Annotated in this window: 33 protein-coding genes and 1 tRNA gene; 31 read left to right on the top strand and 3 right to left on the bottom strand. The window is 72.3% G+C overall.

Going from position 1 to position 15,191, the window contains the following annotated elements; genetic code table 11:
• The first annotated feature begins 2 nt into the window (after positions 1–2).
• The 25 genes from LHJ74_RS14490 to LHJ74_RS14610 all read left to right on the top strand — a co-directional run bounded on the left by LHJ74_RS14490 (position 3) and on the right by LHJ74_RS14610 (position 10,944).
• Positions 3–404 carry a DUF6205 family protein gene (locus LHJ74_RS14490; protein ID WP_260218421.1) on the top strand — a complete coding sequence of 134 codons (402 nt, stop codon included), beginning with the start codon at positions 3–5 and terminating at the stop codon, positions 402–404.
• A complete protein-coding gene (locus tag LHJ74_RS14495; protein WP_260218422.1) occupies positions 401–643 on the top strand; it encodes a hypothetical protein in 243 nt (80 codons plus the stop codon). The genes LHJ74_RS14490 and LHJ74_RS14495 overlap by 4 nt, the downstream gene beginning before the upstream one ends.
• A complete protein-coding gene (locus tag LHJ74_RS14500; RefSeq protein WP_260218423.1) occupies positions 640–861 on the top strand; it encodes a hypothetical protein in 222 nt (73 codons plus the stop codon). The genes LHJ74_RS14495 and LHJ74_RS14500 overlap by 4 nt, the downstream gene beginning before the upstream one ends.
• Positions 858–1,385 carry a RusA family crossover junction endodeoxyribonuclease gene (locus LHJ74_RS14505; protein ID WP_260218424.1) on the top strand — a complete coding sequence of 176 codons (528 nt, stop codon included), beginning with the start codon at positions 858–860 and terminating at the stop codon, positions 1,383–1,385. Before LHJ74_RS14500 ends, LHJ74_RS14505 begins: the two co-directional genes overlap by 4 nt.
• The gene (locus LHJ74_RS14510) at positions 1,382–1,957 is read left to right on the top strand and encodes a hypothetical protein (protein WP_260218425.1); all 576 of its coding nucleotides are present in this window, start codon (positions 1,382–1,384) and stop codon (positions 1,955–1,957) included. Before LHJ74_RS14505 ends, LHJ74_RS14510 begins: the two co-directional genes overlap by 4 nt.
• Positions 1,954–2,262 (top strand): WhiB family transcriptional regulator, encoded by a 309-nt coding sequence (locus LHJ74_RS14515; protein ID WP_311203296.1) that lies wholly within the window; start codon positions 1,954–1,956, stop codon positions 2,260–2,262. Before LHJ74_RS14510 ends, LHJ74_RS14515 begins: the two co-directional genes overlap by 4 nt.
• Positions 2,263–2,482: 220 nt before the next feature.
• The gene (locus tag LHJ74_RS14520; RefSeq protein WP_260218426.1) at positions 2,483–2,920 is read left to right on the top strand and encodes a hypothetical protein; all 438 of its coding nucleotides are present in this window, start codon (positions 2,483–2,485) and stop codon (positions 2,918–2,920) included.
• Between the two features lie 71 nt (positions 2,921–2,991).
• A complete protein-coding gene (locus LHJ74_RS14525; protein ID WP_260218427.1) occupies positions 2,992–3,816 on the top strand; it encodes a hypothetical protein in 825 nt (274 codons plus the stop codon).
• Positions 3,813–4,217 carry an SLOG family protein gene (locus LHJ74_RS14530; protein WP_260218428.1) on the top strand — a complete coding sequence of 135 codons (405 nt, stop codon included), beginning with the start codon at positions 3,813–3,815 and terminating at the stop codon, positions 4,215–4,217. The genes LHJ74_RS14525 and LHJ74_RS14530 overlap by 4 nt, the downstream gene beginning before the upstream one ends.
• 187 nt (positions 4,218–4,404) lie before the next feature.
• Positions 4,405–4,779, top strand: coding sequence for a hypothetical protein (locus LHJ74_RS14535; protein WP_260218429.1), 375 nt, complete (start codon positions 4,405–4,407; stop codon positions 4,777–4,779).
• Positions 4,779–4,982, top strand: coding sequence for a zinc finger domain-containing protein (locus LHJ74_RS14540; protein ID WP_260218430.1), 204 nt, complete (start codon positions 4,779–4,781; stop codon positions 4,980–4,982). Before LHJ74_RS14535 ends, LHJ74_RS14540 begins: the two co-directional genes overlap by 1 nt.
• Positions 4,979–5,626: a DUF6011 domain-containing protein gene (locus LHJ74_RS14545; protein WP_260218431.1), complete on the top strand. Its 648-nt coding sequence runs from the start codon at positions 4,979–4,981 to the stop codon at positions 5,624–5,626. Before LHJ74_RS14540 ends, LHJ74_RS14545 begins: the two co-directional genes overlap by 4 nt.
• A gap of 68 nt (positions 5,627–5,694) precedes the next feature.
• Entirely contained in the window at positions 5,695–5,973 is a 279-nt protein-coding gene (locus tag LHJ74_RS14550; protein WP_260218432.1) for a hypothetical protein, read from the top strand.
• Entirely contained in the window at positions 5,970–6,347 is a 378-nt protein-coding gene (locus tag LHJ74_RS14555; RefSeq protein ID WP_260218433.1) for a hypothetical protein, read from the top strand. Before LHJ74_RS14550 ends, LHJ74_RS14555 begins: the two co-directional genes overlap by 4 nt.
• 2 nt (positions 6,348–6,349) lie before the next feature.
• Positions 6,350–6,643 (top strand): hypothetical protein, encoded by a 294-nt coding sequence (locus tag LHJ74_RS14560; RefSeq protein WP_260218434.1) that lies wholly within the window; start codon positions 6,350–6,352, stop codon positions 6,641–6,643.
• The gene (locus tag LHJ74_RS14565; RefSeq protein ID WP_260218435.1) at positions 6,643–7,551 is read left to right on the top strand and encodes a hypothetical protein; all 909 of its coding nucleotides are present in this window, start codon (positions 6,643–6,645) and stop codon (positions 7,549–7,551) included. Before LHJ74_RS14560 ends, LHJ74_RS14565 begins: the two co-directional genes overlap by 1 nt.
• Positions 7,545–7,838, top strand: coding sequence for a hypothetical protein (locus LHJ74_RS14570; RefSeq protein WP_260218436.1), 294 nt, complete (start codon positions 7,545–7,547; stop codon positions 7,836–7,838). The genes LHJ74_RS14565 and LHJ74_RS14570 overlap by 7 nt, the downstream gene beginning before the upstream one ends.
• A complete protein-coding gene (locus tag LHJ74_RS14575) occupies positions 7,832–7,963 on the top strand; it encodes a hypothetical protein (RefSeq protein ID WP_260218437.1) in 132 nt (43 codons plus the stop codon). The genes LHJ74_RS14570 and LHJ74_RS14575 overlap by 7 nt, the downstream gene beginning before the upstream one ends.
• Entirely contained in the window at positions 7,960–8,832 is an 873-nt protein-coding gene (locus LHJ74_RS14580) for a hypothetical protein (RefSeq protein WP_260218438.1), read from the top strand. The genes LHJ74_RS14575 and LHJ74_RS14580 overlap by 4 nt, the downstream gene beginning before the upstream one ends.
• Positions 8,832–9,188 carry a hypothetical protein gene (locus tag LHJ74_RS14585; RefSeq protein ID WP_260218439.1) on the top strand — a complete coding sequence of 119 codons (357 nt, stop codon included), beginning with the start codon at positions 8,832–8,834 and terminating at the stop codon, positions 9,186–9,188. The genes LHJ74_RS14580 and LHJ74_RS14585 overlap by 1 nt, the downstream gene beginning before the upstream one ends.
• A gap of 26 nt (positions 9,189–9,214) precedes the next feature.
• Positions 9,215–9,287 (top strand) — tRNA-OTHER (locus LHJ74_RS14590).
• 32 nt (positions 9,288–9,319) lie between these two features.
• On the top strand, positions 9,320–9,751 hold the full coding sequence (locus LHJ74_RS14595; protein WP_260218440.1) for a hypothetical protein: 432 nt from the start codon (positions 9,320–9,322) through the stop codon (positions 9,749–9,751).
• Positions 9,748–10,029: a hypothetical protein gene (locus LHJ74_RS14600; protein WP_260218441.1), complete on the top strand. Its 282-nt coding sequence runs from the start codon at positions 9,748–9,750 to the stop codon at positions 10,027–10,029. Before LHJ74_RS14595 ends, LHJ74_RS14600 begins: the two co-directional genes overlap by 4 nt.
• A gap of 124 nt (positions 10,030–10,153) precedes the next feature.
• On the top strand, positions 10,154–10,570 hold the full coding sequence (locus LHJ74_RS14605; RefSeq protein ID WP_260218442.1) for a hypothetical protein: 417 nt from the start codon (positions 10,154–10,156) through the stop codon (positions 10,568–10,570).
• Between the two features lie 200 nt (positions 10,571–10,770).
• On the top strand, positions 10,771–10,944 hold the full coding sequence (locus tag LHJ74_RS14610) for a hypothetical protein (protein ID WP_260218443.1): 174 nt from the start codon (positions 10,771–10,773) through the stop codon (positions 10,942–10,944).
• A gap of 57 nt (positions 10,945–11,001) precedes the next feature.
• On the opposite strand, the gene LHJ74_RS14615 is transcribed toward LHJ74_RS14610, so the two are convergent.
• The 3 genes from LHJ74_RS14615 to LHJ74_RS14625 are packed head-to-tail and all read right to left on the bottom strand — an operon-like array spanning position 11,002 to position 11,955.
• The gene (locus LHJ74_RS14615; RefSeq protein ID WP_260218444.1) at positions 11,002–11,184 is read right to left on the bottom strand and encodes a hypothetical protein; all 183 of its coding nucleotides are present in this window, start codon (positions 11,182–11,184) and stop codon (positions 11,002–11,004) included.
• Complete coding sequence (locus LHJ74_RS14620; RefSeq protein ID WP_260218445.1) at positions 11,181–11,612, bottom strand: DUF6221 family protein; 432 nt, start codon at positions 11,610–11,612, stop codon at positions 11,181–11,183. The genes LHJ74_RS14615 and LHJ74_RS14620 overlap by 4 nt, the downstream gene beginning before the upstream one ends.
• On the bottom strand, positions 11,602–11,955 hold the full coding sequence (locus tag LHJ74_RS14625; RefSeq protein WP_260218446.1) for a helix-turn-helix domain-containing protein: 354 nt from the start codon (positions 11,953–11,955) through the stop codon (positions 11,602–11,604). The genes LHJ74_RS14620 and LHJ74_RS14625 overlap by 11 nt, the downstream gene beginning before the upstream one ends.
• Before the next feature lie 128 nt (positions 11,956–12,083).
• On the opposite strand from LHJ74_RS14625, the gene LHJ74_RS14630 reads away from it, so the two are divergent.
• The 6 genes from LHJ74_RS14630 to LHJ74_RS14655 all read left to right on the top strand — a co-directional run bounded on the left by LHJ74_RS14630 (position 12,084) and on the right by LHJ74_RS14655 (position 15,189).
• Positions 12,084–12,269, top strand: coding sequence for a hypothetical protein (locus LHJ74_RS14630; protein ID WP_260218447.1), 186 nt, complete (start codon positions 12,084–12,086; stop codon positions 12,267–12,269).
• Positions 12,269–12,442: a hypothetical protein gene (locus tag LHJ74_RS14635; protein WP_260218448.1), complete on the top strand. Its 174-nt coding sequence runs from the start codon at positions 12,269–12,271 to the stop codon at positions 12,440–12,442. The genes LHJ74_RS14630 and LHJ74_RS14635 overlap by 1 nt, the downstream gene beginning before the upstream one ends.
• Positions 12,443–12,507: 65 nt before the next feature.
• Positions 12,508–12,726, top strand: coding sequence for a hypothetical protein (locus LHJ74_RS14640; protein WP_260218449.1), 219 nt, complete (start codon positions 12,508–12,510; stop codon positions 12,724–12,726).
• A gap of 54 nt (positions 12,727–12,780) precedes the next feature.
• Positions 12,781–14,181, top strand: a complete 1,401-nt coding sequence (locus LHJ74_RS14645) for a hypothetical protein (protein ID WP_260218450.1) — start codon at positions 12,781–12,783, stop codon at positions 14,179–14,181.
• On the top strand, positions 14,178–14,600 hold the full coding sequence (locus LHJ74_RS14650) for a hypothetical protein (RefSeq protein WP_260218451.1): 423 nt from the start codon (positions 14,178–14,180) through the stop codon (positions 14,598–14,600). Before LHJ74_RS14645 ends, LHJ74_RS14650 begins: the two co-directional genes overlap by 4 nt.
• Positions 14,593–15,189 carry a hypothetical protein gene (locus LHJ74_RS14655; RefSeq protein ID WP_260218452.1) on the top strand — a complete coding sequence of 199 codons (597 nt, stop codon included), beginning with the start codon at positions 14,593–14,595 and terminating at the stop codon, positions 15,187–15,189. Before LHJ74_RS14650 ends, LHJ74_RS14655 begins: the two co-directional genes overlap by 8 nt.
• The last annotated feature ends 2 nt before the right edge of the window (positions 15,190–15,191 follow it).

The following is a 15,191-nucleotide window of genomic DNA, read 5'->3' on the forward strand; positions in this document are numbered from 1 at the left end:
CCATGGGGTACACCACCCGCGTCACCGGCGAGTTCGCCATCTCCCCACCGCTGGCCTGGAGCGAGTTCAAGGACAGCCCGTTCAGCCCGTTCCCCCCGGCTGGTGACCACCGGCTTGAACTCGTTCTCCGCGTCGCTGAGGAGACGGTTCAGACGGATGACGGGCCGTTGCTGCGCCGGACCGCCTCGGCCCTCGTGATGAGCGATATCGACGAGTACCGGGCGTATGGCCTGATCGACGCCGTGCAGGCTGCCCTCGACGCCTTCCCGGGCCACGTCTTCACCGGGCGCCTTGAGTGCGAGGGCGAGGAGAACACCGATATGTGGCGGGTCGTCATCCGCGACGGCCGTGCTGTCAAGGTTGTGCCGAGCATCGTCTGGCCGGACGAGGACGGTGCGGCATGAGCGAGAACCTGCTGCTGATCGGCGTGCTGGTCGTCGGGGTGACCGGCTGCGCCGCGTGGCTGCTCGGCGCCGTGCTCGCCCTGGTCGGCGTGTCCCGGCTGCTGGTCCGTGCGGTGCGGCACCTGGCTGGCCGCCCGGCTGCGGGCCTCTGCCCGTGCGGCGGCGACGTGGAGACCTGCTCCTGCGGCACCGGCAAGCCGCTGCCCCAGCCCCGCCCGTACGCGGGCGGTGCCTGGTGACCGCCCTTGCCATCACCGTCCTCATCATCTGGGGCATCGGCAGCATCGGAATGTGCGTCGCATTGCCCACGGTCACGCGTGAGCACCCGGAACTCGCCACCGTGCACGAGACCGCTCCCGCCGCGTACTGCCTGCTGGCCGCCATGCTGATCGTGTTCTGGCCTGCTGCCGTCATCGCGAGCGCCGTGCTGGCGCTGGCTCGGCGGTGGAACCGATGACCGCGCAGATTGCCGCCCCCGCCGTGGTGGCGGGGGCGGCCCCCGCCGACCTCACCGTCATCGTCCACGGCACACCCGGACCCCAGGGCAGCAAACGCCACGTCGGCCGCGGCGTGATGGTCGAGTCGTCGAAGAAGGTCAAGCCCTGGCGCCAGGACGTCAAAGCGTCTGCTCTCCAAGCCATGGACTCCGGCGACGGGAAGTGGCAGCCGCTGGACGGCCCCCTCGCCGTCGCCGTCACCTTCACCGTCCGCCACCGCCCGACGAGTAAGCCGAGCTGGTGGCCGGCCGGAGTCCGCTGGTCCAAAACGCTGATGTGGCGCCCCGCTTCCATGCCGGATCTCTCAAAACTGCTGCGGTCGACCGAGGACGCGCTCACGGACGCCGGGGCGTGGCTGGACGACGCCCGCGTGGTGGAGTACCGCCGCCTCGCCAAGCACTACGTCGGGGACGACGCTGCGGACGTGCTGCGGTCGGGTCCGGGCGCGGTCATCCACATCTGGCGCCTCGGCGGTGGCCGATGAAGCAGAACGCCACCAAGGACGAAATCGCCGCGCTCCTGCGCGAGGGCCTGTCCAACAACATCATCGCCGCCCAGCTGCGGTGTGACCGGGCCCGTGTCTCCCGCATCCGCCGCGACCTGGGCATCCCGAACGTGCGACCGCAGCCGCTCACCCTGGAGCAGGTGTGGGCAACGCACACCAGGCCGGTGCGCGGCGGACACCTGGAATGGCTGGGCGAGCGACAGTCCCAGAGCGGAACCCCCACGATGCGCTACCGGGAGCAGCCGTTCACCGCGGCCCGGATCGCCTTCCGCATCCGTACCGGTCGTGACCCGCTGGGCTACGCCCGCGCCGAGTGCGGCATCCCGCACTGTGTCGCGCCCGAGCACATGGACGACACCGCGGCCCGGCTGCGTACCCGTGAGCAGCTGCGGTATCTGACCGGCGGCCAGGAGCGGCCCGCGCAGTGTCGACACGGCCACGACCAGGACGCCCACGGCCGGTATGGGCCGGACGGTACGGCCTACTGCCAGGCGTGCAACCGCGAGCAGAAGCGGAAGGCGCGCGTCCAGCCGACGGGTGGTACGTCGTGACCAGCGGGTGGTCGCAGGCAGTGTGTGCCACGCACCCGAAGCCTGACCTGTGGTGGCCGATCGGCGCCTCCGACGAAGCGCAGACCCAGGCCACGGAGGCGAAGGCCGAGTGCCGCGCCTGCCCCGTCCTGGACGCCTGCCGCGAGTGGGCGCTGACCCAGCCCGAGGGGTACGGAGTGTGGGGCGGCATGACCGCCGTCGAGCGCGCCGCACACCTGAAGCGGACCGTCCGGCCGGACCCGGACTTCCCCACAAGTAAGGGTCAGCGCGCGGAGCGGCAGGCACCCCGGCTGGCAGTCGCATGAAGCGGCGGCGGCCAGCGGCGGCGCGATCACTGCCAGGCGGATGCCTCGACTGGCGGGACTCAGCCCACTGGTCCAGCCGCGAACAGCCCTGCCGCTACTGCGGCTCCGACACCCATTTGCGCGACCCCAAACGCAAACCCGCACACAAAGCCTGCGCCGAGCAGGCCATCGCCCAGCAGTCCGCCGACATGGCGGACGCCTACCGGAAGGACACCCTGTAATGCCCAAGCTCGACAAGACCCAGATCCCCGAGATCAAGCTCGACACCGCCGCCGCATCCATAGAGGGCAGCCTGTCCGCCGAGCAGCGCCGCGGCCTCTTCGAATCGCCCGGCACCGTCGTGGTCGCGATCGTGGAGCTCACCTCCAAGAGCTACACGGGCCACGCCGACGGCGAGGAGAAAGACCCCCAGGTCAAAGTCCGCGTGACCGGCGCCGAGGTCGCCCGCACCGACGAGGAAGCCGCCTCCCTCCTGGAGGCGAAGCGCGCCATGTACCGGGGCCGGCGCATGGACGGAACGCTGGACGAGATCGGCAACGGACCGCGCGGCGCCGAGAACGTCCTGGCCCGCGAGTTCGCGGGCTACCCGACGGAGGCGGAGTTCAGGGCGGCGGAGGCCGAGAAGCAGGCGCGCTCGCGCACTGAGTTCGTCAGGTGACATCGCGGGGCCGCCCACCGCGGCGGCCCCGCGCTCTCCCTCCGCACATCCACGCACCGATCGAGGTCACGTTGAGCACAGAAGAGCAGCAGCGCAGCGGCAGCGTCCCGCACGCCTTCCGCAACGCCCTGTTCTGGCGCTGGACGCGGGAGATGCCCCGTCCGCTCGCCGACGGCTTCCTGAAGGTGTTGCAGGCCCTCGGGGCGGGCGCGAACGGCTCGGGGAAGCTCAAGTTCCGCGACGGCAAGCCCATCCGGATCAAGGACATCGCCGCCGCCGCGATCGTGGATGAGAAGGACTGCCGCCGCTACCTGGATGCCGCGATCGCTGCCGGACTCGTCTCCATCGAGGGCGAACGCAAGCGGGGGAAAGCGGCGCTGTACGTCCTCGTGCTCGACCCGACGCCGGACTGGGCTGCTGCCGTGGCAGCGCTGGATGCCTCCAAGAGGAAGCGAGCTGAGCGGAAGCCGCCCCCCTGGCAGGCAGAGAAGAACGGGGGGCGGTCCCCCGAACTCGAAGATGCGGAGAACGGGGGACCGCCCCCGGAACTTCCGGCATCTCCGGAGGAAGAAGAACGGGGGACCGCCCCCCGTATGGGTTCGGGGGACCGCCCCCCGTTTGGTTCGGGGGACCGCCCCCCGAACAACCCAGGGATAGCCAAGGAACTACCCCATGACGCGGCCGAGGTTGTTGCTCAACCTCAGGTAGATCCCGATCCCGGGCCCCAAAACGATCACTCCGACCACGAACAAGACCACCACGACGACGACGCGCCACCCGCCGCGCAGCCCCTCACCTTCACCCGCTGCGCCACCTGCCACGAACGCATGGTCCCCAGACCCGGCCGCGACCGACACACCCACTGCCACCCCGCCGCCGAGAGGAAGACCGCATGACCACCCCGTACCGCGTCCTCATCACCGGCAGTCGAACCTGGGACGACCTCCACGCCGTCCGCACCGCACTTGCCCACACCCTCGCCTCACTCCCCCCGGAACAGCCACTCGTCGTCGTCCACGGCGACTGCCCCGCCGGCGCCGACATCATGGCCAAGACGTGGGCGCTGACCACATTCACCGCCGCCTGCACCGACGACTACCAGCGCGTCACCGAGGAGCCCCACCCGCCCGCCTGGCACCTCCATGGGCGCGCCGCCGGACCGATCCGCAACGCCTCGATGGTCCAGGCGGGGGCGGACCTGTGCCTGGCCTTCATCCGCAACGGCTCCCACGGCGCCACCCACTGCGCCCAGCTCGCCGAGCGCGCCGGCATCCCCGTCAGGCGGTGGACCACATGACCCCGATGGAGCGCCTCCTCCTCGAGGCCATCCCCGACGGCACATTCGGCGGCACCCGACCCCGGCGCCGCAAACCCACCCCCACCCACCGCTGCGAGTCCTGCGGCCGAACCGGATCCCGAGCCTTCCACCACCACCCCGCCACCCCACACACCCCAGCAATCACCCTCTGCACCAACCGAAACGCATGCGAAACCCGACACCCCACCACCACACAACCGATGACGACCACAACGACCACCCGGAGCGCCGCGTGAGCTACCAGCCCGTCACCGTCTACGCCATCCGCTGCGACCAACACGACTGCGGCACCACCGGCCACTGCTACGACCCGGACGCCGAGCAGCACTACGAGCTGCACCTCGACCAGCCCGAGATGGGCGGCGGCACCCGCCGGTGGCTCACCTCCGAGGGGTGGCTGCTCGGCGTCCGCGACCTGTGCCCTGCGCACGCCACCGCGGCGGCCGTCGCCGCAGTGGAGCGCCTGGAGATCGAGATGACCCACGAACCGCTGTTCACCGACGAGCCCGCGGGGCTGCGCACGGACGGGAGCGCCGCCTGATGACCGCCGAGCCCGCCCGCCAGCTCCCCCAACTCGCCGTCCCGTGTCCCGCCTGCGCCGCGCCCGCCGGCCAGCTGTGCACCAGCCACAGCGGCACCCGCGTACGCCGCAACAACGTCCACCAGCAGCGCACAGCCGCGTGGAAGCAGGCCGCCTCAGCATCCGGTTCCGGCGGGCCGTGCGCGGAGGACGGAGCGGCGTGACGGTCCGTCGTCGCTGCGAGCTATGCCCGATGTGGCTGACCGACCCCGTGTCGATCCGCCGCGGCTACGGCCCGACATGCGCGAAGAAGCTCGGCCAGCCGCCCCAGCCGATCACCATCCACCCGGCCGCACCCGTGGCCGGACAACTCGCCCTGGAGGACCACATGCCCGACACCGTGACCGACCGCCCGTACACCGACGCTGATCTCCGCACCGAAGCCGCCCGCCAGCACGCCGCCCTCACCGCCAAGCCCGATCTCCACTACGTCGGTATGCAGATGGTCGGTATCCCCATCGCCAGCCGCGCAGACGAGCGTCGCGGCTGCTGGCACGACCTGGACGACATCGCCGGGGACGGCGTCGACGGGCGCGACACAGACCCGTTCGGCACCGCGCAGCGCGCTGTCAACGACCTGATGGTCGGCGCGGCCGACACGTCCGAGTGGGCGGTGCAGCTCGGTGCCGCCGGGCTGGAGCCGCACCCGTCGCAGGCATGGATGTGCGCCGGTGTCGGCTACGAGCTGGCCGTCCAGGTCGCCACCTCGCCGGACCTGAAGGCCGGTGCGCGGGAGGAGCTGCTCCGGGAGATCCGTGCCGCGGTCGACGCCACGGTGCGCCGTGTCCTCAACCGGCAGCCCGCCTGACCGCAACAGGCCTGCCCCGATCCGTAGTCGGGGCGGGCCCACCGCCAGCACACCCACCGGAGGACCCGATGGACCAGCCCGATCAGCCCGCGCGGTACAGCGTCCGCGTCGCCCTCGCCTCGCCCGTCCGCGACAACCCGCGCGAGCAGGAGCAGCTCCTCGACCGCTTCGCCGCCGAGGTGCGCGCCGCCGCACTCGAGGAAGCCGCCAACTACGTCCGCGGGGTTTGGTCGGGCGATGAGCAGCTCGGCCGAATCTCCGTCAGCACCGCGCTCTGCTTCGTCTCCGACAGGCTCCGCGACCTGGCCGCTGCTGCCCGCCCCGACACCACCGGAGGAACCCCGTGAACATCACAACCGCCGAACGCCGTGAGCAGTACAAGGCCGCGATGCGGAACGTGCGCGTGCTCCGCGACGGCAAGAACGGCGACCGCCGAGCCGACGCTGTGACGGCCGTAGCGGACGAGGAGATCACAGAGGCGCTGCGGATCGCCGACGCAGCCCACGACGCGAAGGTGCGCGAGCTGGAGGCCGAGAACGCCCGCCTCCGCAAGCAGGCCGCCGAGGTACGCGCCGCCGACCACGCCGAGGCCGCTGACGTGGCCGACATGATCGCCGCCGGATACCAGGCGGCAGGGCTCGCCCAGGCCAGCGATGGCGCCAGAGCGGTAGCCACCGAACTCCGCCGCCTCGCCACCCCCGACGACACCACCGGAGCCTGACCATGACTCAGCCCCGCGACCGGCATATCCGCCGCAACCCCAGTGGATTCCACCCCACAACGCCGCCCCCCGACTCCCGCCCGTACCGACGCGCGTTCGAAGGGTCCGGCAGCGAGATGCGCACCATGACCCTTTCCGCCACGCAGACCTGGCGTCAGATCGGCTGGCACGGTCAGACCGGCGCCTTCTACGCACTCGACGAGCAACCCAGCCTCCACGAGCCGGGCAGCATCTCCCCCCTGTGGCTGCTGGTGGACAACGAGCCGCCCGTCACGGACGCCGGGGCGGGTGCGTGATGGCCGAGCCCGTGCCCGCCGAACTCCGCTGCTCCCTCGCCGTCCTCGGCCGCGCCCACGACACGCACACCTGGGAGCCGCAGCCCGGCATGACCCCGGTCCACTGCCCCGGCCGCCAGCAGCTCCCCGCTGACCGGCTGCGGGTCCTCGTGGACCGCGCGTGCAACCACCTCACCCCGGCCGAGGGCGAGCAGCTGCGCACCCTCACCCGCCAACTCGCGGCCGGACGCGAGACCTGGCGGTCCAAGGCGGCCGAGATCGAGCGCGACCGAGACCGCCTCGCCGCCGAGCGTGACTCACTGGGGCGGGACCGTGCTGAGCTGGCCGAGGACAGTCTCCGCCGTACCCGCATCGAGCTGGAGCACTGGCAGCAGGTCATCGTCCCGGACCTCCGCGCCGAACGGGACCGCGCCCGCGAGGTGGCCGTCACGCTCGAACAGGAATGCGCACAGCTGGCCACCGAGCTGGAGCAGGCGCGCCGGGCGCTGGGACGGCGGCTCGGCCAGCTGGAGCAGGCCCGTCACGAGCTGGACGTCGCCGACCGCACCGCGCGGCGAATCCTGGAGCAGCGGCAGGAGATGGCCGCCGAGCGGTACCAGTGGCAGGAACGCGGCGACCGCGCCGAACAGCAGCTCGCCAACGCCCGCGAACTCCTGGCCGAACAGCTGTGCCTGGCTGAGATCACCCACCGATACGGCGCCATGGGCGGACACGACTCCCTCGGCGAGGGCCTCACCTGCGCCGGATGCGCACTCAACGCCCGCATCCGCACCGCCCTGGACAGCGGGGAGCAGCCCGAGGCGGAATGCCTCGGATGCGGCGACACCGGAGCCTGCAACGGCGGCCCCTGCGCCCACCCCGACGCCCAGCAGCCCGCCCCGGACGTCGAGCGGAGCACGCCGTGCTGACCCTCGCCATCAGCGCCGCCGCCGCGCTCGCTGCTGGATACGTCCTCGGCCGTATCCGGCCCGCCCGCCGCGCATCCGACTGGGCCTGGTGCACCATCCGCCGCTCCGCCGTGACCCGCAACACGTGGCGTTGGTGGGCGACGCAGCCAGTGTTCGGCGTCGAGATCGTGCTGCTGCTCGCCACCCGTCCCCGCGCCACCGTGCGCGCCTGGCGCCACCGCCACGACCCGCCGCCCCCGCGCAGCCCCGCCGTGTCCTTCCCCAGCCCGGAGGACCCGCCGTGCTGACCCTGATCGCCTACGTGCTGCTCGTCGCGGTCGTCACCGCGCTGCCCCTCGGCCACGCCGCAGCTGTGCCCGGCCCCGACCCCATACGCACCGCCGCCCGCCGGCTCACCAGGAGGACCAGATGACCCACACCCTGACCCTCGACCTTGCCGCCGGCCGCTACATCCGCCACCTCGACCAGGACGCCGCCCTCGCGCCCGAGGTGTACCGGCACGCCCGCGGCATCCTCGGCTCCACCCGCGTCACCATCCACACCACCGACACCCACACCGGCACCATCATCAGCCACGGCCAACACGCCGGCACCTGGACCATCACCAAGCACGTCGAGCCGGAGCCCGACCCCGCCGCCGCCGTCCGCGGCGACGGCATCCGCTGGGGCTGGACCCTCGTTGGGCTCGACCGCCTCGCCCGCACCGTCGTCTCCAACAACCGCGCCTGGTGGCCCGCAGGCGACCGCGACGACCTGTACAGCGCCGCCTGGCACGGCATCGTCGAACACCTCTACGCCACCGCCACCGAACCCCGCCGAGTCGACCTGATGGAGGCCGGCCGCAGAGCACTCGCCGATGACGTCCGCGACACCATGCGCCACCACGGAGCCCGCCGCGACACCAGCAACTCAGGCGTCAAGTACGCCACGTACTGGGCGTGGGCAGGACGCGCCGCACCCAGCCCGGAGACCGCCATCGTGGACAGGATGGCGGTGGAACAGATCCTCCCCACCCTCACCCGCGGCCAGCTCGCGGCCGTGCACGCGCTCGCCGCCACGGGCGACTACGCGGACGCCGCCCGCCTGTACGGGACCTCCACCGGCGGACTCGAAAGCCAGCTGACCTTGGCGCGACGCCGGTTCCGGGTTCTCTGGCATGAGGGTGAGACCCCTTCCCGCCCGTGGGGATGCGACCGGCGCGCAGGCAGCACACGCGGCACCGTCGGCACCCGATCCGCTGTCGCTCGCCTGCGCCAGCGCCGCCGGGCGGAGGTGGCGTGATGCGCCAGCCGGAACCCCCGGACGGGGCCGAATGGTTGGCCGACTGGCTGGAGTACGCGGTGCCGCTGCGCATCCGCGACCTGGAGCACCGGATCGCCACCGAGCACCTGACCCAGGAGTGGCTGATCGGCGTCGCCCGCCGCGGTGGCGCCTCGCTCGGCACTTACGGCGACGTCATGCAGTACTCGGACCGCCGGCCCCGCAACGGTCGGCAGCGGAACACCGTCATCCGCTGCACCGACGATCTCGTGGACGGGGTCGCCGCCGCGGTCATCCTCGCCGGACCAGAGGGGACCACGGTCTTCGGCCAACAGTTCCGGCCGTCGCCCGCCGCGGAGACGACACCCCCCGGCTGACCCCTTGGAGGGCCCCACACCTCCCAGCCCGGATAGCCCAGCAGGCAGAGGCACCGTCCTAAAAACGGCGCAGCGCGGGTTCGAACCCCGCTCCGGGCACGCCGACCACCCACCGTCAGGAGAACCCCGCGATGACCGAACCCGCCCAGGCGCACCGCCCCGTCAATGTCCGCGCCTCCGCCGAAGCTGAACTACCGCCTGACTGCTCGTGCGGCGCGGACGTGTGGTGCGACCGCCCCCGCCCGGCCGCGGTGAAGGGCTTCGGCCCCGCCGTCCCCGTCGTGGCTTATGTCGCGGTGGAGGTACGGGTGCACCGAGAGTACGAGGCAGTTGTCGACGCCCAGCCGCCCCGCCACAGTGGCCACACGGGCGCCACAGTGGCACAGGAGGCCACGGACGCATCTCCGGATACCGGGACGCCTGTTCGAGCGGGAGACGGGCACACAGCGCTGCGCGCCGAACTCACCGCCCTCGCCGACGCCTGGGACGCGGGCGGCCAACCATTCGCCGCGGACGACCTCCGGGCGGTCCTGGCCGCCGCCGCAGCGGGCGGTGCGTCGTGACCGCCCGCCGACCCCTCGCCCCCGGCGACACCGTCCACGGCTTCGCGTACGGCGCGTTCGGCCGCGATCACTACCACTGCGTCCGTATCGAGGCCGTAGGCCCGGACTGGGTCGTCGCCCGCGACCCGGATGACGGTGACGGAGGGGCCGAATGCGCGTCCGGGACCCGCCTTCTTCAGCTCGTCCAGCAGGCCCGTGACGAGCCGTGCCCCAACGGCGCCCCCTGCCCGGCCGTCGACGCCGGGCCCGCGCTCACCACCTGGACCCCGACCCGCTGAACCCCGGCCCGGCCGCACCCAACGGCCGGGCCACGGGTCACCGTTCGATCACAACCCGTACACTCCCGGGACACGCCCCCCACGATGGCCCTCACCACCACAGTCCCGGGGGGACACCGTGCACATGCGCACCGCCACCACCATCACCGCCCTGCTGCTGCTCCCCCTCACCGCCGCATGCAGCAGCGACGACAGCAGCAGCGACAGCAAGGCGACCCCCACCGCCAGCAGCAGCACCAGCCCGAAGCAGAAGTTCCTCGCCGATGTCCGAGCCGCGGAGTTTGCCAGCTGGGCCGACGCCCGCCCCACCAACGAGGAGCTGCTCGAATTTCCTCCGGAGTGGTGCACCGAACTCAAGGCCGGCCACAGCGTGGAGTACGTGTTCGATGACTTCGACGGGGCCGCGCTCTACCCCAGCGGCATGGACTGGGGCACCGAGTTGGCCGATGCCAACCAGCTGCTCGTCCTCGGTGTGACCGCGTACTGCCCGGACCTCCGCGAGCAGGTCACCAAGGATCTGCGCGAAAACGGCGGCTACTGAACCAGCCGCCGCGCCCGCAGCAGAAGGGGAGCCGGGGAGCGCTGCGTAACCCCAGCACGACGAAGCGCCCGCCCCGGCTGGGGCGGGCGCTTCCGTACGTTCACGTGAGCTGGCAGCTTGTCGATGACCCCGGGCCTAAACGTTGCGCTACTCACTTAAGGACAGGGGCAATGCGCCCACCGCCCGGGGAGAGGAACTTCATGTCGCAGCCCAGCACGCCCAGTTCTACCGCCCGCGCCGTCGTCTACTGCACGGCGCTGCTCGCTGGGGCCGCGCTTATCTTGACCGGACGGGGCGCCGCGCAGGAGGTGGTGACTCTCACCGTGGTGCTGCTGGCCGCCTACGATCAGCGGGCTGCGGCGCCTGGCGCATAGCCCCGGCACGACGAAGCGCCCGCCAACAGGGCGGGCGCTTCCGTGTGTGCGGTGCGGCTACGGCGTGATCAGCCAGTCCTCGCCGTCACGGCCCCAGTCCAGGCGATCACTAGGGTCGTCGTAGCCGTACTCCAGGCAGTTGTCGCACCACGCGCCGTGCTGCTGCTCATCGTCGTGGGGCGGGAGATCGCATTGGGCCATGCCGTGTTGATGGTGGAGAACAGCTCGGCACGTGGTCATGGCAGCCACTCCTCGCGGTAATCGGGGTGGTCGGCATACGGCAGGGTCAGCAGGCGGAGTGCATGCGCGAGGCCGGGGATCTCCCGTCTCTGCTCGTCCGTCCCCTCAGCCGCTTCCGGGTACGGGGGAGCGTCGTTGTTCACCCACGCCTGATAGTTGGCAGCGTTCGCCGTCTTCATCTCGAGTGCATACTCGTACGCGGTCACCATTCGCTTCTTGGCCTCCACCTCCCGCAGCACGCGGGCCGGACCATGGCGAGCGATGTGCGGCGCGCTGTTGTCGCGGGCGTAGTCCACGACCTCGTCGGTCGGGTGTGCGGCGTACACGCTGCCGCCGTCGGCGCGCCATGGGCCGGGCTTCGCCTTCCGCGCCACCGCTTCGTCCTCGTCCAGCCGCGCCCGCAGGAACGCGGTCAAGTCAGCCGTCATCAGGGGTCTCCTTCGCCGCTCGGTCCTTGACGCGTGGCCTATGTGACCCCGAACCGCTGTAGCCCGTCTCGATGTCCTGCACCGTGCGCAGGGACACCCCGAGCGCAGCCGCGATCTTTCGGTACGAGACCGGCGGCTTCTGCGCCCGCATGCTCAGCACCACTTCACGGCGGTCGTCGCGCCACTTCTTCGCCCTCTTCGCCTGATCTGCCAGGACTTCGCTGATCGCCTTGGCGCGCTGCTCCGGGTCCGGCATCGCCTCGACGGTATCCATGGCCTTGATCACCCGCTTGGCCTCCTCGGTCACGCCCGGCCTCATCTCTTCGGGCAGGCCGCTTGCCATGAGTGTAGGGGGTCCCATACGCTCGTGGGAAGCAGCCCACGCTGCTGATGCAAAAGCCCCCGGCCCGGCGCTGGAACGCCATATGGGCCGGGGGCAGCCATCCACCTGCACTACCAGGAGTGATGACCATGTCGGATCGTACCGACCAGCCCGACCCCGCGCCCAGCCCCGAAGCGGCGCTCATCCTCGCGCAGGCCGCTGACGACTACGCGCACGCCCAGTCCGAGGTGACCAAGGCCGCCGCACGCGAGCAGCTCGGCCAGGCTCGCGCCTCCGGCAACGAGGCCGCCGGAGCCGAGCGGGGGCGCCGCTGATGCCCACACTGAGCGCCGACATCGCCCGCCATGTGGCGTGGCTGTGCGAGACCTCCGCCACCCGCTGGGAGGCCGTGGCCGAAGAGACCACCGACCCAGCGCACCGGGCCAACTGCCTCGCCGCCGCCGCCGAGCAGCGGCGGCTCGCCGCCCTCGCCCTCGCCTCCGTCTGACACCCCGGCCGGGCCGCACGTCACGCACTGCGGCCCGGCCCCCTAGGACTCGAGAAGGACTTGGCATGACCAGCACCTGGCCCGAAGGCGTCGTCGCCCGCTACCTCAACCTCGGCGGCGCCCCCGTCGACGTGACCGACCTCGGCGGCGACCTCTACCTCCGCTACGAGATGAAGTGCCGCGGCTGCCCCGAGACCGACACGACAGAGCACGAGCCGACCGCCCATCGCTGGGCACAGCGGCACGCCGATACCTGCCGCGCCATGCCCCGCCCCTCCGTCTGACACCCGGCCGGGCCGCCACCACACGGCCCGGCCCCATCTCCGCACAGGAGCGCCATGGACCCCGCCGCGGTCACCAGCTGGGCCAGCCACCACCCCTACCCAGCCGCCGCACTCGCCGCCGCCACACTGCTGCTCGCTGCCGGAACCGTCTGGTGCGTGGCCCGCGCCGTCCGATCCGCCATCCGCCCGCAATCCTCCGTCGTCGTCGCAGCCATCGGCGCCGCCGTGTGCACCGCCTACACCGCAGACACCTCGTGGCGCTTCGCCGCGCACCGCCTCGACATGGCATCCACGGCCGAGCGGGTCATGATGTTCGCCGCCGCCGAAGTGGCGCTTCTCGCCTGCGCCCTGATGGCCCGCGCGCACAAGGCCACCACCGCCGAGACCTCCGGCACCTCAGGCACCTCCGGCGTTCCTGGCATCCTCGTCTGGGTCATCACCGGCGTACAGGTCATCCCCGCCTATGCGGAGTCCGGCCTCATCGGCGGCACCGTCCGGGCCGTGATCGGCCCCGTCATGGCCGGCCTGCTGTGGCACCTGGCCATGGGCCTGGAGATCCGCGTCGCCCGGCCCCGCGCCCTCTCCTCCGGCCTCCTCGCCATGATCGGGCGGGAGTTGCGGGAGCGGATGCTGTCCCGCCTCGGCCTCGCCGTCCGGGACCGTACCGCAGAGCAGATCTCCCGTGACCGGGCCACCGCCCGCGCCGTCCGCCTCGCCTCCCGGCGTTGGCTCTCCCCCTGGGGACGGGCCCGGCTCGCCGCCGCAGTCGCCCGCGCCGGGGTCGGCGCCGACCCCGAGCAGCGGCATCATCTGCTCCTGCTCCTCTCCGCTCGCCGCGGCGCAGCCGAGCTGACCAGCATCGAGCTGCGCTCTCCGTGGCAGCCCGAGCAGCCGCCCGCCACCCCGCGCACTCCGGCCGCACTCGTGCACCAGCAGCTCGCCGACATGCACCCGCTGGACGCGGTGCGCCGAGTACAGAGTGCGCACCCGAACCTGAACCCGGGCGAGTTGGCCGCGGAGTGCATCAGCCATGGGGTGGTCGTCTCCGAGCAGCTGGTGCGGGTGGCGATCGGCGCACCCAACCCGCCCCGCACCCCCGCACCCGTACCCGAGGTGCACCCGGAGCGTACCCGGACCCCTGCACCCGAGGCCCCGGCCTCCGAGCCCGAGCCGCTGCACCGGTTCGTGCTCGACCTCGCACCCATGCACCTGCCGCACCCCGAGGTGTGCGCACCCGCACCCGTGGCCGCACTCGACCCGCCCCGCCGCCTCGAAGTGCACGCCACCGTGCCCTCTGGGTTCGCACCCGAACCCGCTGAGACCGACCCACTGCTGGACCAGGCCCGCGCACTCGCACCCGGCCGCACCCCATCCCTGCGCCAACTCAAGAGCCTCGGCATCGGCCAGGCCCGAGCGCAGCGCCTCCAGACCGCACTGACCACCACCGCCCCGTGAGGACCCTCGCCATGCTGCTCAAGTCCCGCACCCGCCGTACCCGGGTGCGCACCCCCCACCCGGGTGCACTCCCGGCCCTGCCGCCGCGCCTGCCCTCCGGCTACGTACACGCCGAGGTGCACCCGGCCGACCGTCCCGCACCCGTACCCCACCCCGCACCCGCACGCCGCCCCGTCGCACCCCGCGGCGTGTACTCCGGCGTCCTCACCACCACCACCGCCCGCTGCGGCTGCACCATCAATCTGCACCGCGCCGAGTACACCGCCCACGACACCACCGGAGCACCCACCCAGCACGGATACGCCTGGATCTGCCCCGGGTGCCGCCACCTCGACCGCGGGTACAGCGCACGCGACTTCGGCAAGGCACTCGCCTTCGCCACCCGACACGAATGCATCCCCGAGGTCAGCTGTGGCTGACGACTGGTGGGACGACGTATACGACCCGGACGCCCCGGACACCGCGAGCAGCAGCCCGGCCCCGAAGGCCGGCACCATCCGCCGTGCGGCGGGTGGCGGCCGGCTCCCCGCCCCCGGCCAACTGGTCGACCTGGACGCCGCCGAGCAGCAGCCGGACACCGACCCCGACACGGCCGACACGGGGCCGGACGACGCCGACGAGGTGCCGGACAGTCCGGACACCGAGCGAGCGGCACACCGTTGGGACCCGACCCGCGTAGCTGACCGGCTCGTGGACGCACACCGCACCAGGCCCATACAGCAGCGCGCCGCCGACCAGGCCCGCGCCGCCATGTCCGCCGTCACCCAGCCCCGGCCACGACTCGGCCAACTCGCCTACGGCATCAGCACCATCGCCGTCCCGTGGTGGATCGGCGTCACCCCCTGGCTCACCGGCGCCATATCCGGTGCGCCGACCGGTATCTCCGTCGCCCTGATCCTGGCGGGCTGGGCCGTCGGCCACCGCACCGCCCGCGCTGTGACCGCTGTCGCCTGGGTCGGCCGCTGCACCTACACCGCTTGCGTCATCGCCGCGTTCCTCCACCCCTGACC

Origin of the sequence: Streptomyces gossypii (assembly GCF_025165795.1) — a bacterium.
Lineage (GTDB): Bacteria > Actinomycetota > Actinomycetes > Streptomycetales > Streptomycetaceae > Streptomyces > Streptomyces gossypii.

Coding starts and splice junctions, on each gene's coding strand:
- LHJ74_RS14510 (WP_260218425.1), top strand. CDS start 1,382: ATGAAGCAGAACGCCACCAAGGACGAAATCGCCGCGCTCCTGCGCGAG.
- LHJ74_RS14635 (WP_260218448.1), top strand. CDS start 12,269: ATGCCCACACTGAGCGCCGACATCGCCCGCCATGTGGCGTGGCTGTGC.
- LHJ74_RS14495 (WP_260218422.1), top strand. CDS start 401: ATGAGCGAGAACCTGCTGCTGATCGGCGTGCTGGTCGTCGGGGTGACC.
- LHJ74_RS14645 (WP_260218450.1), top strand. CDS start 12,781: ATGGACCCCGCCGCGGTCACCAGCTGGGCCAGCCACCACCCCTACCCA.
- LHJ74_RS14640 (WP_260218449.1), top strand. CDS start 12,508: ATGACCAGCACCTGGCCCGAAGGCGTCGTCGCCCGCTACCTCAACCTC.
- LHJ74_RS14530 (WP_260218428.1), top strand. CDS start 3,813: ATGACCACCCCGTACCGCGTCCTCATCACCGGCAGTCGAACCTGGGAC.
- LHJ74_RS14630 (WP_260218447.1), top strand. CDS start 12,084: ATGTCGGATCGTACCGACCAGCCCGACCCCGCGCCCAGCCCCGAAGCG.
- LHJ74_RS14605 (WP_260218442.1), top strand. CDS start 10,154: ATGCGCACCGCCACCACCATCACCGCCCTGCTGCTGCTCCCCCTCACC.
- LHJ74_RS14620 (WP_260218445.1), bottom strand. CDS start 11,612: ATGACGGCTGACTTGACCGCGTTCCTGCGGGCGCGGCTGGACGAGGAC.
- LHJ74_RS14615 (WP_260218444.1), bottom strand. CDS start 11,184: ATGACCACGTGCCGAGCTGTTCTCCACCATCAACACGGCATGGCCCAA.
- LHJ74_RS14585 (WP_260218439.1), top strand. CDS start 8,832: ATGCGCCAGCCGGAACCCCCGGACGGGGCCGAATGGTTGGCCGACTGG.
- LHJ74_RS14505 (WP_260218424.1), top strand. CDS start 858: ATGACCGCGCAGATTGCCGCCCCCGCCGTGGTGGCGGGGGCGGCCCCC.
- LHJ74_RS14520 (WP_260218426.1), top strand. CDS start 2,483: ATGCCCAAGCTCGACAAGACCCAGATCCCCGAGATCAAGCTCGACACC.
- LHJ74_RS14540 (WP_260218430.1), top strand. CDS start 4,779: ATGACCGCCGAGCCCGCCCGCCAGCTCCCCCAACTCGCCGTCCCGTGT.
- LHJ74_RS14490 (WP_260218421.1), top strand. CDS start 3: ATGGGGTACACCACCCGCGTCACCGGCGAGTTCGCCATCTCCCCACCG.
- LHJ74_RS14625 (WP_260218446.1), bottom strand. CDS start 11,955: ATGGCAAGCGGCCTGCCCGAAGAGATGAGGCCGGGCGTGACCGAGGAG.
- LHJ74_RS14535 (WP_260218429.1), top strand. CDS start 4,405: ATGCGAAACCCGACACCCCACCACCACACAACCGATGACGACCACAAC.
- LHJ74_RS14610 (WP_260218443.1), top strand. CDS start 10,771: ATGTCGCAGCCCAGCACGCCCAGTTCTACCGCCCGCGCCGTCGTCTAC.
- LHJ74_RS14565 (WP_260218435.1), top strand. CDS start 6,643: ATGGCCGAGCCCGTGCCCGCCGAACTCCGCTGCTCCCTCGCCGTCCTC.
- LHJ74_RS14595 (WP_260218440.1), top strand. CDS start 9,320: ATGACCGAACCCGCCCAGGCGCACCGCCCCGTCAATGTCCGCGCCTCC.
- LHJ74_RS14560 (WP_260218434.1), top strand. CDS start 6,350: ATGACTCAGCCCCGCGACCGGCATATCCGCCGCAACCCCAGTGGATTC.
- LHJ74_RS14550 (WP_260218432.1), top strand. CDS start 5,695: ATGGACCAGCCCGATCAGCCCGCGCGGTACAGCGTCCGCGTCGCCCTC.
- LHJ74_RS14580 (WP_260218438.1), top strand. CDS start 7,960: ATGACCCACACCCTGACCCTCGACCTTGCCGCCGGCCGCTACATCCGC.